Origin of the sequence: Streptomyces avidinii (genome assembly GCF_014650695.1) — a bacterium.
Classification (GTDB): Bacteria; Actinomycetota; Actinomycetes; order Streptomycetales; family Streptomycetaceae; genus Streptomyces; species Streptomyces avidinii.
Genome location: NZ_BMVL01000005.1, coordinates 455,493 through 469,294 on the forward strand (window position 1 = coordinate 455,493; position 13,802 = coordinate 469,294).

General features: G+C 71.5%; 10 protein-coding genes. 5 read left to right on the forward strand and 5 right to left on the reverse strand.

Annotated features, from left to right (window positions below; translation table 11 throughout):
* The first annotated feature begins 49 nt into the window (after positions 1-49).
* From IE257_RS15790 to IE257_RS15800, 3 genes are all read left to right on the forward strand, one after another.
* Positions 50-616 carry a hypothetical protein gene (locus IE257_RS15790; RefSeq protein ID WP_189968986.1) on the forward strand — a complete coding sequence of 189 codons (567 nt, stop codon included), beginning with the start codon at positions 50-52 and terminating at the stop codon, positions 614-616.
* Positions 617-623: 7 nt separating this feature from the next.
* A complete protein-coding gene (locus IE257_RS15795; protein ID WP_189968988.1) occupies positions 624-4,979 on the forward strand; it encodes a P-loop NTPase family protein in 4,356 nt (1,451 codons plus the stop codon).
* Positions 4,980-5,195: 216 nt separating this feature from the next.
* Positions 5,196-5,339: a hypothetical protein gene (locus IE257_RS15800; RefSeq protein ID WP_189968990.1), complete on the forward strand. Its 144-nt coding sequence runs from the start codon at positions 5,196-5,198 to the stop codon at positions 5,337-5,339.
* Here the strand turns inward: IE257_RS15800 and xdhC are convergent.
* Genes xdhC through IE257_RS15815 form a run of 3 tightly spaced genes read right to left on the reverse strand, consistent with a single transcriptional unit; the run spans position 5,329 to position 10,032 of the window.
* Positions 5,329-6,171: a xanthine dehydrogenase accessory protein XdhC gene (gene xdhC, locus IE257_RS15805; RefSeq protein ID WP_189969260.1), complete on the reverse strand. Its 843-nt coding sequence runs from the start codon at positions 6,169-6,171 to the stop codon at positions 5,329-5,331. The genes IE257_RS15800 and xdhC overlap by 11 nt on opposite strands.
* A gap of 1 nt (position 6,172) precedes the next feature.
* Positions 6,173-8,572 carry a xanthine dehydrogenase molybdopterin binding subunit gene (gene xdhB, locus IE257_RS15810; RefSeq protein WP_189968992.1) on the reverse strand — a complete coding sequence of 800 codons (2,400 nt, stop codon included), beginning with the start codon at positions 8,570-8,572 and terminating at the stop codon, positions 6,173-6,175.
* Positions 8,569-10,032, reverse strand: coding sequence for a xanthine dehydrogenase small subunit (locus tag IE257_RS15815; RefSeq protein ID WP_189968994.1), 1,464 nt, complete (start codon positions 10,030-10,032; stop codon positions 8,569-8,571). The genes xdhB and IE257_RS15815 overlap by 4 nt, the downstream gene beginning before the upstream one ends.
* 688 nt (positions 10,033-10,720) lie before the next feature.
* Between IE257_RS15815 and IE257_RS15820 the strand changes: the two genes are divergently transcribed.
* Positions 10,721-11,089: a hypothetical protein gene (locus IE257_RS15820; RefSeq protein ID WP_189968996.1), complete on the forward strand. Its 369-nt coding sequence runs from the start codon at positions 10,721-10,723 to the stop codon at positions 11,087-11,089.
* A gap of 79 nt (positions 11,090-11,168) precedes the next feature.
* On the opposite strand, the gene IE257_RS15825 is transcribed toward IE257_RS15820, so the two are convergent.
* Both IE257_RS15825 and IE257_RS15830 read right to left on the reverse strand, forming a co-directional pair.
* Positions 11,169-11,588, reverse strand: a complete 420-nt coding sequence (locus IE257_RS15825) for an ArsR/SmtB family transcription factor (protein WP_189969262.1) — start codon at positions 11,586-11,588, stop codon at positions 11,169-11,171.
* 181 nt (positions 11,589-11,769) lie between these two features.
* Entirely contained in the window at positions 11,770-12,144 is a 375-nt protein-coding gene (locus IE257_RS15830; protein ID WP_189968998.1) for a hypothetical protein, read from the reverse strand.
* 412 nt (positions 12,145-12,556) lie between these two features.
* Here IE257_RS15830 and IE257_RS15835 point away from each other — a divergent pair, with 412 nt between their 5' ends.
* Positions 12,557-13,789, forward strand: coding sequence for a serine hydrolase domain-containing protein (locus tag IE257_RS15835; protein WP_189969000.1), 1,233 nt, complete (start codon positions 12,557-12,559; stop codon positions 13,787-13,789).
* The last annotated feature ends 13 nt before the right edge of the window (positions 13,790-13,802 follow it).

Here is a 13,802-nt window from a genome sequence, read left to right on the forward strand (position 1 = left end):
TATCGCCACTCGAACCGTGTGCGCGACGGGTTCGGGTTAAGTTCTGACCATGTCTGTCGAGTTACCCCTCGCTGCCGTGACCGTGACCGTCCTGACCGAAGGCGTCAGATTCCTCTACGACCAGGCGGGCGCGCTGCTGGCGCGACGCCGCGAGCGTGCCGCCGAGGCGGGCGCCGCCGAAGAGAGCTCGCCCACCCCACCGGTCGTCGCCGAGCCGCGTGAACTTCCCGCGCCCGACCCGATCCTGGTGGAGCGCTTCGAGGCGGAGTTGCGGGGCCTTCGGGCCGATCTTCACGAATACGCCAGTGGCGTCGATCCGGTGACCACCACCGACCCGGAGCTCCTGGGCCGCGTCGACGCTCTGCGCCGGGTCCTGGAGGCGATCCACGGCACGCCGCTGCTCTTCACCGGCGAGCCGGGCGATCCAGGAGAGCCGGACGCAACGACCGTGGTGCGCGGCCGGGTCGACACCGACGAGGTGGCGGGCTACGTCGCCGCCGTACGGGCCGAACGGCCCGCCGGCACCGTCGAGGGCTACGTGCGGGCGAAGCGGGTGGAACAGGGCGGCGAGGTCGTCGGGGTGGATCTCGGATCCGGCTCCCGGACACGGCCGTAGTACCACCATGGACCGTATCGACCGCTCCTTCGAGGACCTCGTCCGCGCCCGTACCGGACCGGAGTTCATCGAGCGCCGCTGGCTGCACGAACGCATCGAGCAGGCACACGGCAGCCACGTCCTGGTGACGGGCGAGCCAGGCGCGGGCAAGACGAGCCTGCTCGCCGGCCTGGCCCGCTCCCACCCCGAATGGCTGCGCTACTTCGCGCGCCGGGACAGCCGCACCGCACTCGCCGGCGGGGACGTCCAGTCCTTCCTGCTCGAAATCGGTCACCAGCTTGCCCGCCGCCGCCCCGAGCTCTTCCGGCCGCAGCGCCTCGAAGTGGTGGTCCGCCAGCACATCGACACGGTCCTGCCCGACGGCAGCGTGGTCGGGATCCGGATCGAGGACCTGTCGGTCTCGCCGTTCCACCGGACCGCGAGCCTGTACCTGGATCAGCAGGTCACCGAGGTCGCCGGCACCGTCAGCGGGATCGAGATCGGCACCGCCGGCCTGGAGCCGCGGCTGCTGGAACCCGCCAACCTGGCGTACCTGGCGCTGATCGGTCCGGCCGAGGCCCTCCTCGCCGAGGACCCGTCCGCCAGGATCGTGATCCTGCTCGACGCCCTGGACGAGTTCGCCGACGGCTCCGCACCCACCAGCCTGCTGCGCTGGCTGGCCCAGGGGCCCGAGCTGCCCTCCAACGTGACGCTGGTCATGACCTCCCGGCCCCATGCCGCCCTGGCGCAGCTGCGTCACCGGACGACCGAACTGCCGATCGACCCGGTCTCCGCGCAGGTCACGGCGGACCTGCTCGCCTACGCGACCCGTGTCATGGCGACCGCGCCCCTCAAGGCCGCCGCCGAAGCCGCCGGTCTCTACCCGGACGTCCTGCACCGCGACGTCGTACGGCACGCCGCCGGCAACTTCCTCTACCTGTCCACGTACGCCCGCGCTCTGGCCGGGGCCGTCGCCGCTGCGGACGGCGCGCTCACCGCCCGCCTGCTCGACCTGGCCGAACTGCCGCACGGCCTGACCGGCCTGTACGCCTTCTTCATCGACAGCGCGCGCACCGACCTCGGCAGCCTCGGCATGCTCGACATCCGCGAACCCACCGGCCCCGCCGACCACCTCACACCCGCCTGGGAGGGCGTCGGCCAGCCCCTCCTCGGCGTTCTCGCCGTCGCCCGCGAGCCGCTGACCGTCGATCAGCTGACCGCGCTCGCCGGCCTGCGGGTATGGCCCCGCGCCGTACGCAACCTCCTGGCCCGCCTGCGCTGGCTCCTCGAAGAACGGGACGGCCGGATCGCGCTGTACCACTCGTCGATCGGCGAGTTCCTCACGGCGGACCCGACCTACCGGGAACACCCCGACAGCTGGGTCGACGCACTCGAATGGCACGAGCGGATCGTCCGCCACTACCGGGGCGACGCCGCCACCTGGGCCGACGTGCCCTGGAACGCCGTGGACCGCTACGGGCTGCTCCACCTCACCGACCACGCGCTGTGCGCCGGGGACGAGATCGCGGCCGAGGCCGTCGGCGGGCTCGCCTGCCCCGGCCTGCTCCGTGCCCACCGGCAGACCTTCGGCAACCACCGCCACTTCCAACGCCTGGCCGCTCTCCTCGCCGACCACGCCGTCGACCGGCTCGCCCCGGATGCCGCCCTGCCCGCCCTGCTGTACCTGGGGATCGTCCGACGCCAACTCATCAGCATCAGCCGCACCGTCGCCCCGCCGGCCCTCGGGCTGCTCGCGCGGCTGGGCCGCACCGATGAGGCACTGGAACACGTGGCGGCCATGGAGCCCTCGTACCAGCAGTTCCGCGGGGTACTGGCGATCTGGGAGCACCTACGGCCCGGTGACGGTGCGCCCGACCGGCGCGACCTGCTGGAGCTGCTGATCCAGGTGGCCTTCGCCATCCCACCGAGCACGGACCGGTACGGTCGGGTCTGGCGGTCCACCCAGCCGTTCCGCGATGCCGCGGTGCTGCTGGCCCCGTACGACCTCGACCGGGCCGTGCGAATGTGGCAGCACGCCTGGGACATCGACTTCGCCGACCGGGGCTCGGACGCGCCCGCGTTCCAGAAGCCGCCGGACGCGGTCCACGCCGCCGCTGCCGCGGCCGAGGAGGACATCGACCGGGCCTGCGCACTGATCGCCCGGATCGCCCCCGACACCGCACGCAACCCCTCCTCGCTCATCGGAGCCGGGAGCGACCGGGCGAACGCCTACCTCGATCTGGCCGCGCGCGCCGGAGCCGCCGACGTGCCCGGCCTGCTCAGGCTGGCCGAGCAGGGTATGGAGACGGCCCATCCGGACACCCGGCTGCGCGTCCTCGCCAGACTGGCGGCCGCCTGGGCCCCGTACGACCTGGACGAGGCCGGGCGGGCCCTCGCCGTACTGCGGGACGAGACGGCCCCGGAGCACCGGCCCGTGCAGGACTTGCGCCGCGGGCTGGTCGACGCGGTGGCCGAGATCGCGGGGCCCTTCCCCGCGACCGCCGGCCACCTGCTGGAACGCGTCGTGCAGGACCCCGTGAACGGGGACACCAGCCGGGTCGTCCTGTACCTGGCCCGACTGCTGGCCGCCTACGGCGACACGGAGCGGGCGCGCGACCTCATCGACCGCGTGGATGCGCAGCGGTACGAGGGCGTCAGCGCCAGTGCGGCCCTCGCCACCTTCGACCGGGACGCCGCACTGCGACTGCTGGAACGCGCCTACGAGCGGCTCCCGTCCGCCGACGACCCCGACGAGCGGAGCATGCGCGAGTTCCATCTCCAGAGCCTGGTAGTGGAGATGATCGAGCACGACCGGATGCGGGCGGCCCGGCTGGCCCGCGAACTGACCGACACCGCCTGGGGCGGCTTCGAGAGCGACCGGTACTCGACGCTGGCCCGGATCGCCCACGCGTCCCTGGACCACGGTGACTCCGGGCACGCGCAGGAGCTGCTGGCGGAATGCCTCAAGGCCGGCGAGGTCACCCCGCCCCTGGAGGGCGGGAGGCCGTCCGGCTTCTACCGGCCGGCGACCGGAGCGCCCGCCATGCCGATCGGGAGCACCTACCTCACCGCGCTGAGCGACTCCTTCAACAGCTCCCAGGAGTGGGCCGTGCGCGCCAACGCGTACTTCCACCGGGATCCGGCCGACGTGGTGCGCGACGTCTCGCCCGGCCCCTACAACTGGGGCCGGACCGCCCGGATCCTCGCCGAGGCCCTCGCCGGACGGGACCTGCCCCGCGCCGTCGCCGTCGTGGACGGCCTGGCCGACTGGGACGAGCGCACGATCGGCCTGGCCGGTCTGCTGAACCGCGCCGCCCTGGGGGAGCGGCCGGAGGCGGCGGCGCTGTCGCTCCGGCTCGACGAGGCCCTCGCCGCCGTGCCCGCGTACGAGTGGCTGGCCGGCGACGACGACGACAAGGCCTGGGCCTATGAACGACCCGACCATCGCGTACGGTTCGAGGCCGCCCTGCGGATCGCCCCGTTCCGGGCCGAGTCGGGAAAGCTCGTCGAGGGCGCCCCGTTCCTGTCCTCCGTCCTGCGCCTGGCCCGTATCGCCTGGGCATCGCAGCTCTTCGCGGACGGCACCCTCGGCCGGGCCCGCTTTTGGCCCGTGACCCAGGAGATCCACGAGTACACGCTCGGCCCCGCCTGGCAGCCGGGGAACCACGAGCTCCTGGTCGACCTGACCCGGGCGGCCGCGGCCTTCCACGAGCACCGGGCGGCGGCCGGCCGCCCGACGGACCGTCCCCGCTCCCCGCGGGTTCCGGCGCTCCAGCAGCCGATCTACGCCGCCGCCGCGGAAGTGGTGACCCCGGCCGGCTGCCGGGAACCCACCCCGGCCGCCCTCGCCGGCATCCGCGGCCTGCTCACCGAAGGCCTGGTGGTCGCGGCTGCCCAACTGACGGCGTTCGCCGTGGAGATCCACCCCTCCGCCGGCGGGCAGCTGCGTACGCTGGCCTCCGACGTCATCGCCGCTGCGGCACGGACATCGCCCGGCATCCGGATCGACGCACTCGCCCGCCTCGCGCTCTCACCTGCCCTCGCCGACCTGGTGGACCCCGCGGACGTGCTCCGGGAGACCACCCGCCCCGGCGTACGGACCACCGGACAGCCTTGGGTCCGCGGGCACGTCCGTCACCTGCTGTTCCCCGCCCTGCTGACCCGCTCTCCCGCGGTCGCGCTACGCCAGTTCCACGAGGCCGTCGCCGACAGCTGGGAGGAGGTCGCGGCGCTGCTGGAGCACGGTGCCGCAGAGGTCGTCGAGGCCCTCGGCCCCGACGTCGTCACCATCCTGCACACCGTGATCCGGCGGGCCCTGAGCTGTACCTCGCCCGACGGCTCGGCACCCGAGAGCGTGGACGGGCTCCGTCTGGCACCGCGGTGAGTGGCTGACCGGGTCAGCCCCGGAGCGCCCGGAGTGCGCGGGGAGCGGGCCGGCGCTGCCCGCGCGGTACGGCAGGTGATGCGCTCGCCGCGTCACCGAGCCCGGCGAACTGCACCTGGCACAGCGGCAGTTAGGGACACCGCGAAGAGCCTGCCCGTCCACGAGGAGACCCGCCGACTGGCCCGGTTCGCGTCGTCGGCCGTCGCCCGCCACCGGGTGACGGAGGTCAACACGAACCCCGGCCGGACGCGGCGCTGCGGCTGGCCGCGGCGCACGGGCACCCTGCGCGCGGAACTGGAGAAGCGCTACCGCGACCTGGAGGAGCGCGTCGACCGGTTCCAGCGGCTGCTCAGATTCTGACCGCCGTTCGCCGAGGAGGTGGTGCAGGCCGGTCCTGCTCGAAGGTGCGGAGCAGGTCGGCCGCCACGCTCACCGCGATCGTGGCGGGTTCCTTGCCGGCGATCCCGGCCACTCCGATCGGGGTCTTGATCCGGTCGATGGCCTCGTCGTCGTGGCCGCCCTCGGTGGCCAGGCGCTGCCGGAACCGCGCCCACTTCGCGGACGAGCCGATCAGACCGATCGAGCCGAGCCCGGCGGTGCGCAGCGCGGCATCGCACAGCGCGGCGTCCTCGGCGTGGTCGTGGGTCATGATCAGGACGTGGGCGCCGGGCGGCAGCTCGGCGAGCACCTCCTCCGGAAGCAGCGGGGTGTGGTGCACGTGGATCTGCGCCACGGCGTCCGCGAGTACGCCCAGCCGTTCGTCGGTGAGCATGTCGGGGCGGCTGTCCGTCAGGTGCAGGTCGAGGTTGTGCCGGGCCAGGATGCGGGCCAGCTCCAGTCCGACGTGCCCGACGCCGAAGACCGCCACCGCCTGGACCACCGGGAGCGGTTCGAGCAGCACGGTGACGGCCCCGCCGCAGCACTGCACGCCGTGCCGGCCGGTGACCTTGTCGTTGAGGGCGAAATCCATCAGTTCCGGCTCGGGATCGGGTGTGCCGCTCAGCTCACGCGCCCGGTCGATGGCGACGGCCTCGATGTTGCCACCGCCGATCGAACCCCACGTCTCGGTCCGTCCCACGACGAGTTTGGCGCCGGCCCGGCGGGGCGCATGGCCGCGCACGGTCGCGACGGTCACGAGCACCCCGGGTTCCCGGCGTGCCCGCAACCGCGCGACCGCGGCCACCCAGCTCATGTCAGGCATGGCTCAAGGTGCTTGCGCCGACGGGGGTCACGCTGCCGCCGGGCGCCTGCCCGTCGTGGTGCGCGCCGCCCCTACGGGCCGCTTCGATCGCCCAGTACACCGCCTCGGGGGTGGCCGGCGAGGCGAGTTCCACACTGACCCCGCCGGGCCCGAACTCCGCGGCGGCCTGCCGCAGCGCCTCCCGTACCGAGAAGGCCAGCATCAGCGGAGGCTCGCCGACCGCCTTGGACCCGTAGACCGCGCCCTCCTCCGTGGCGTTCTCCAGCAGCCTCACGTTGAACTCCTCGGGCATCTCCGAGAAGCTGGGCAGCTTGTAGGTGCTCGCCGCCTGGGTCAGCAGCCGGCCCCGGTTCGGCCCGTCACCGGTGTCCCATCGCAGGTCCTCCAGCGTCAACCAGCCCGCGCCCTGCACGAAACCGCCCTCGACCTGACCGATGTCGATCATCGGGGAGAGGCTGTCGCCGACATCGTGCACGATGTCCACCCGCCGGATCCGGTACGCGCCGGTGAAGCCGTCCACCTCCACATCGGCCGCGGCGGCTCCGTAGGAGAAGTACTTGAACGGCGAGCCCTGGAACACCTTCGCGTCCCAGTGCAGGCCCTCGGTCCGGTAGAAACCGGCCGCGGACAGCTGGACCCGCTGGAAGTACGCGGTGCGCACCAGATCGTTCCAGGCCAGCTCCTTTTCGCTGCCCAGAACGCGGGCGACCCCCTCGACGATGCGCACGTCCGAGGCGTTCGCACCCAGCTGGGTACCGGCGACCCGGAGCAGCCGCTCGCGGATCTGCTCGCAGGCGTTCTTCACCGCGGCGCCGTTGAGGTCCGCCCCGGCGCTGGCCGCGGTGGCAGAGGTGTTGGGCACCTTGTCCGTGCGGGTCGGGGCCAGCCGCACCTTGTGCAGCGGAATGCCCAGGGTGGTCGCCGCCACCTGCAGCATCTTGGTGTGCAGGCCCTGCCCCATCTCGGTGCCGCCGTGGTTGATCAGGACCGAGCCGTCCTTGTAGACCAGCACCAGCGCGCCGGCCTGGTTGAAGGCGGTGAGGTTGAAGGAGATCCCGAACTTGATCCCGGTGATCGCGATCGCCCGCTTGGTGTGCGGGTGCACGGCGTTGAAGGCTTCGATCTCGCGCCTGCGACCGTCGATGCCGGCGTCGTCATGGACCTGCCGCCAGACGGTGGAGATCCGTTCGGGGTGCAGGACCGGCTGCCCGTACGGCGTGGACTGGCCCTGCCGGTAGAAGTTGCGTTCGCGCAGCTCCGACGGGTCCAGGCCGAGCAGCGGCGCGCACCGGCCCAGGATGTCCTCGATCACCAGCATGCCCTGCGGTCCGCCGAAGCCGCGGAATGCGGTGTTGGAGACCTTGTTGGTCCGGGCGACGCGCCCGGCGATGCGGGCGTGGGGAATCCAGTAGGTGTTGTCGATGTGGCACAGCGCGCGGGCCACCACCGGCTCGGAGAGGTCCAGGCTCCAGCCGCCGTCCGCGGTCAGGGTCGCGTCCAGGGCCTGGATGCGGCCCTCGTCGTCGAAGCCGATCCTCCACGACGCGTGGAACCCGTGGCGCTTGCCGGACATCGTCAGGTCCTGGGTCCGGTTGAGCCGCACTCGGACCGGCCGGCCGGTCAGCCGGGCGCCGAGCGCCGCGACGGCAGCGAACCCGTGCGGCTGCATCTCCTTGCCGCCGAAGCCGCCACCCATCCGCAGGCACTGCACGGTCACCTCGTGGCTGTGCAGGCCGAGCACGTGCGCAACGATCTCCTGCGTCTCCGACGGGTGCTGGGTGCTGCTCTGGACGAACATCTGCCCGTTCTCGTCGACGTGGGCCAGCGCCGCGTGCGTCTCGAGATAGAAGTGTTCCTGGTCGGAGAACTGGAACTCACCGGTGAACACGTGCGCGGAGTCGCCGAAGCCGGCGTCGACGTCGCCGGTCAGCATCACGGGCCGGGCGCCGTGGAAGCTGTCGGCCTCGATGGCCTCCCGCAGCGTGATCAGGGAGGGCTTCTCGTCGAGGTCCACCTCGACGGCCGCCGCACCGAGCCGGGCGGCCTCCAGGGTCTCGCCGAGCACCCAGGCGACGGCGTGGCCGTGGAACATGACCTCGTCGGGGAACAGCGGTTCGTCGTGCTTCATCCCGGCGTCGTTGACGCCCGGCACGTCGGCACCGGTCAGTACGCGGACCACACCGGGCACGGCGTACGCGGGCCCGGTGCGCAGGGCGGTGATCCTGCCGTGCGCCTTCATCACCTGGACCGGGTGGGCGTGCAGCACGTCCTTGGTGCGGTGGACCAGGTCGTCGGTGTAGAGCGCGGTGCCCGTGACGTGCAGGGTGGCACTCTCGTGCGGCATCGAGACGCCGACGACGGGCTTCTCGGGTCGATCGGACAGCCGGCTCATGCCGACACCGCCTCAGTGGTCTGCGCGTACAGCTTGAGCAGGCTCTGCCCGAGCATCGCGGAGCGGTAGCGGGCGCTGGCCCGGTGGTCGTCCATGGGCGTCCCCTGCGACTGGAGCACGCGGGTCGCGGCCGCGACGGTCTCCGCCGTCCACGGCCTGCCTTCCAGGGCCGCCTCGGCGGCGAGGGCGCGGACCGGGGTGGCGGCCACGCCGCCCAGGCCGATGCGCGCCCTGCGGACCGTCCCGTCCTCGATGTCGAGTGCGAAGGCGACCGCCACGCTGGAGATGTCGTCGAAGCGCCGTTTGGCGATCTTGTGGAAGGCGGTGACCGGCGACAGCGGCAGCGGGATGCGTACCGAGCGGATCAGCTCGCCGGGACGGCGCACGCTCTGCCGGTAGCCGGTGAAGTAGTCCGACAGGGGGACCTCGCGCTCGCCGTCGGCGTCGGCGAGCACCACCGAAGCCTCCAGCGCGAGCAGTACCGGCGGGCTGTCGCCGATGGGGGAGCCGGTCCCCAGATTGCCACCGAGGGTCGCGCTGTTGCGGATGAGCCGGGAGGCGAACTGCGGGAAGAGCTCCGCCAGCAGCGGAACACGGCCGTCGAGCCGGCGTTCGATCTCGGTGAGCGTCTGCGCCGCCCCGATCTCGATGTGGTCGGACTCGACGCGCAGCGCCCGTAGTTCGGGCAGGCGGTCGACCGCGACCACGCACTTCTCGCGGCGCGCGCGGATGTTGACCTCCACGCCCCAGTCGGTGCTTCCGGCCACCACGACTGCGCCGGGTCGCTCGCGCAGCAGCCGCAGCGCTTCGGCCAGGGTGCCCGGCCGCAGGAACGTGCTGTCCTCCCGGGTGTACTCGGTGGCGACCGGTTCGGGCGGGGACTGCTCGCGGCGCTGCGCGAGGGCGTCGTCCTCGGTGGGCGTCCCGACGGCGAACGCGGCATCGCGGATCGGGCGGTAGCCGGTGCACCGGCACAGGTTCCCGCTCAGCGCGTGCAGATCGAAACCGTTCGGACCGTGCTCGGGGTCGGTGCCGTCGCCCGGGTCCGCGTGGGCGCAGCGGTCGGGCCGGTAGTACTCGGCGGCCATACTGCAGATGAATCCCGGTGTGCAGTAACCGCATTGGGAGCCGCCGCGGACGGCCATCTCCTCCTGCACGGGGTGCAGGGCGGTGGGGCCGCCGGATGAGCCGCCGGTGGCGAGTCCTTCCGAGGTGATGACCTCCTGACCGTCGAGCGCCGCGACGGGGACCAGGCAGGCGTTGACCGCCACCCAGTCGGTGGGCCTGTTCACTCCGGGACGGGCCACCATGACCGAGCAGGCGCCGCATTCACCCTCGGCGCAGCCCTCCTTGGTGCCGGTGAGGCCGCGTTCGCGGAGGAAGTCCAGCACCGTGGTGTGGGGTGCCGCCGGTGAAATCGGTGTTTCTTTCCCGTTGACCGTGATCCGTGCCGCTACCACGGCAGGTCCTCGTTTCGGCGCGCGATCGACATGACTATCCTGGTCGCCATTTCAGGTGCTTTCTCTTTTGGCGGTCGCGGCTCGGGACACGGGAGCGCGACGCAGCGGCACGCGACGGCGTGCTGCAGGTGGTGACAGAGACGAGAAGGTGCCGGGGCCGCGGACGGGCACGCCGGGAGGGGCTGCTCAGCAGCCGTGCGCTATGCGACCCGGAGCCCAGGCGATCCGGTGTGCGAGGCGAAGCAGTTCGGAGACGGTCGGCATCCGGCTTCGCCTCCTTCCAGCAGCTCACGAGTGGGTGCGGTCGAAGTTACGTTGCCCCAGGTTCTCCGGTCAAGCGATGGTGGGTGGATTCACCGAGGGCCGGACGCGCCCCGGGGCCGGTTTTCGTACGGTGAACCGGTGGCGCCCGGTGCCCGTGCCCGATCCGGGGAGCGGGTCGTCGTCGCCCCGGCCCTCGTACGGCTGCCGTTAGGGTCTGTGGCCGAATGCAAGGGCCGGAGAGTTTTGGTTTTGGGGTGGGCATGAGGACGGGGCGTGCAGCCGGTGGGCGCTGCTCCGGTTCGACGGCGGCCGCGCCGTTCTCTTCGGCCAGGACGACTCCAGCAGGGTCGGGCGGTACGCGCCGCCGATCGATCTGCTCGACGGGGCGCCCGGATGGGCGAACCATGAGCTCCTGCACGCCCGGATGGAGCAGGGAAGGGTCGAGTGCGTCTACTGGTTCGAGGACGGTTCCTGGCACCGGGCGCCGTACCCCGAGAACCTGCACGACGACGGGCTCGACTGCGGCATCGGTCATCTGACCTCGCGCGACCACGCCGTGGAGGCGATCTGTGCACTGTTCGAGTTCGACGAGGACTGCGAAGGCGCCTCGGAGGCCTGCGAGCGGTTCTTCGAGCACGCGGAGCGGGGCACGGTCACCGAGCGGGTGGTGCGCTCCTTCGCCGATGAGGTCTTCCGGATCCAGACCGAGCACGAACTCCTCTGGCCGAAGCTCCCGGTCGCCCGGTCGGAGGCGGAGCTCGCATCGATGACCGCCCTGGTGCGCTGGGGGTGATGCCGCGGGGGACCCGAGGTGGCCAGGCCTCCGGTCCCCGCGCCGCACGGTCACCCGGCGTACCGCGCACGGACGGGGGTCAGGACCTGTCGGCCCCGGCGTGGTCTGCCGCCATGCGCCCGGGGCCGTCGGCGCCCCGGCCCCGGCCCTGGCCCGTGCTGTGCGTCGGCGGTCCCGACTGCTGCAGTTCGGCGAGGAGTTCGCTCTGACCCACCAGGAGTTCGGTCAGGATGCGGCGCGCCGCACGCAGGAGGTCGGCCACGTCGCCGCCGGCGAGGGCGTAGCTGACCGTCGCTCCGTCGCGGATGGACACGACGATGCCGGAGCGGCGCAGGACCGCCAGCTGCTGAGAGAGGTTGGACGCCTCGACGTCGATCGCGGCGAGGAGGTCGCGTACGGGTACGGGGCCGTTCTGCAGGAGCTCCAGGACGCGGATGCGGACGGGGTGTCCGAGCATGCGGAAGAACTCGGCCTTCGCCTGGTAGAGGGGTACCTGCATTCCCATGAGTGCTCCTGCTGTTGCTTCAAACCGTGTTGGGGGTCGCGGGGCTTCCAGTCGGCCGACCTCCCATACGTTCGTACGGACGGGCCCACGCACGCCCGGGTATGACCTGTTTCAGATGTGCCGGATTGAAGAATTCTTCAACTCGTGGGCATGCGTGGGCGCGGAAGTGCCGGGGTCAGAGGTCCAGGTCGGACTCGATGCGCTTGAGCTGGTGCCGGGCCATGGCCAGGTTGGATTTGGACTTGTCCAGCACGACGTACAGGAACAGACCGCCGTTCCCGCGGCCCTTGAGCAGCCGGATCAGGTGGTACTGGCCGCCGAGGGTGATCAGGATGTCCTCGATCTCGTCCTGCAGGCCCAGCATCTCCATGGTGCGGAACTTGGCCCGGATCACATCGGTGTTGCCCGCGGCCGCGACCGTGAGGTCGAGGTCCTTCCCCCCACCGAGGGTCCCCAGCGCCATACCGCTGGTGTAGTCCACCAGGGCGGCTCCCACCGCACCTTCGATCGAGGTCATCGTCTCCTTCAAAGAGACCTCAACATTCGCCATCGTCACTCGCTCCCTTGCCTTCTGCGGTCCCCGTCCGGTGCTCCGTTTCCCGGCAGCACCGGACAGCTGGTGATCTCGAAGCTACCGAGCGTGCGCGGCGGCGATGGGGGGAACGGTGGATTGCGTGGAATGTCCACGCAGGCCCGACGGGCCTCTCCCCGCGTCCACGCCGACGCGCGCGATGCGCGGCGCGCGGACCTGCGGACTGTGCGTTCACGCACAGCTCATTGCAATTGCGGACCAGGTCGAGGATTGCGTTCAGCTGCATTGTCATTGCAACGGAAGCCTAGAAACTGCCTATAAATCATGCAGAGTTGCTTCTCTTTGATCTTTGACCGTTTCATGAACGCAATGTACTGTCGCTGACGTTCAGCGATTGCTGAACGTCGTTGCCGACACAAGGGGGTTCGTGATGGGAAAGGGACGCGACGGCTTCTCCGAGGCGGGGCTGCGCAGGCTGCACGAGGTGCTGGCACGGTATGTCGAGTCGGGGAGGATCCCCGGGCTCGTCGCCCTCGTCGGCCGGGGCGACGAGACGCATGTCGAGGAAGTCGGGACGATGCGCCACGACGGTGGTGGCGCACCGATGCGCCGGGACACGATCTTCCGCATGGCGTCCACCTCCAAGCCGGTCACGATGGCGGCGACGATGGTCCTTCTGGACGAGTGCAGGCTGCGCCTCGACGATCCGGTGGACGCATGGCTGCCCGAACTCGCCGACCGCCGGGTGCTGAAGCGGATCGACGGCCCGCTGGACGACACCGTGCCCGCGCGGCGGCCCATCACCGTACGGGACCTGGTGACTTCCACCTTCGGGCTCGGCATCGACCTGACGGCGCTCGGTTCCCCCGTCATGAACGCCATCTTCGAAGGCGGCGTCTTCAGCCAGGGCGCGAAGCCGCTGCCCGAGCCGGACGAGTGGATGCGCGACCTCGGCGCGCTGCCGCTGATGCGGCAGCCCGGTGAGCACTGGCAGTACCACCTCAGCCATGACGTGCTCGGCGTGCTCGTCGCGCGCGTCACGGGCCGGCCGTTCGAGACGTTCCTGCGCGAGCGCGTGCTCGATCCGCTGGGGATGAAGGACACCGGTTTCCACGTGCCCGCCGACAGGATCGACCGGCTGCCACCCAGCTACGCCCCCGACCCGCAGACCGGGGAGTTCACCGTGTGGGACGAGGCGGCGGGCGGGCAGTACAGCGCACCTCCGGCGTTCCAGGCGGGCGGCGGCGGGCTGGTCTCCACCGCCGACGACTACCACGCCTACTTCCGGATGCTGCTGAACCGGGGCAGGCACGGCACCGAACGGATCCTGTCCCGGCCCGCTGTCGAGCTGATGACCACCAACTGCCTCACTCCCGAGCAGGAGGCGAGCCGATCCGCCCTTGCCCGCAACGCCGTTCACGTCTCGTTCGGACAGGGACAGCAGGGCGGCTGGGGGTTCGGAATGGCGGTACGCACCTACCGCGGGGACTACGCGCCCATCGGTCAGTTCGGCTGGGACGGCGGGACCGGCACCTCCGCCTACGCCGACCCGGAGAACCGGCTCACCGGAATCCTGCTCACCCAGGTCGGACTGTCCGTTCCGGATCCGGCGCGGCTCATCCATGACTTCTGGACCACGCTCTACCAGGCGATCGACGACTGAGACCGAGCCCGCG

Bases quoted from the DNA above. Each gene is read 5' to 3' on its own strand.
- IE257_RS15790 (WP_189968986.1), top strand. From the start codon at position 50: ATGTCTGTCGAGTTACCCCTCGCTGCCGTGACCGTGACCGTCCTGACC.
- IE257_RS15795 (WP_189968988.1), top strand. From the start codon at position 624: ATGGACCGTATCGACCGCTCCTTCGAGGACCTCGTCCGCGCCCGTACC.
- xdhC (WP_189969260.1), bottom strand. From the start codon at position 6,171: ATGAGCTGGGTGGCCGCGGTCGCGCGGTTGCGGGCACGCCGGGAACCC.
- xdhB (WP_189968992.1), bottom strand. From the start codon at position 8,572: ATGAGCCGGCTGTCCGATCGACCCGAGAAGCCCGTCGTCGGCGTCTCG.
- IE257_RS15820 (WP_189968996.1), top strand. From the start codon at position 10,721: ATGGAGCAGGGAAGGGTCGAGTGCGTCTACTGGTTCGAGGACGGTTCC.
- IE257_RS15825 (WP_189969262.1), bottom strand. From the start codon at position 11,588: ATGCAGGTACCCCTCTACCAGGCGAAGGCCGAGTTCTTCCGCATGCTC.
- IE257_RS15830 (WP_189968998.1), bottom strand. From the start codon at position 12,144: ATGGCGAATGTTGAGGTCTCTTTGAAGGAGACGATGACCTCGATCGAA.
- IE257_RS15835 (WP_189969000.1), top strand. From the start codon at position 12,557: ATGGGAAAGGGACGCGACGGCTTCTCCGAGGCGGGGCTGCGCAGGCTG.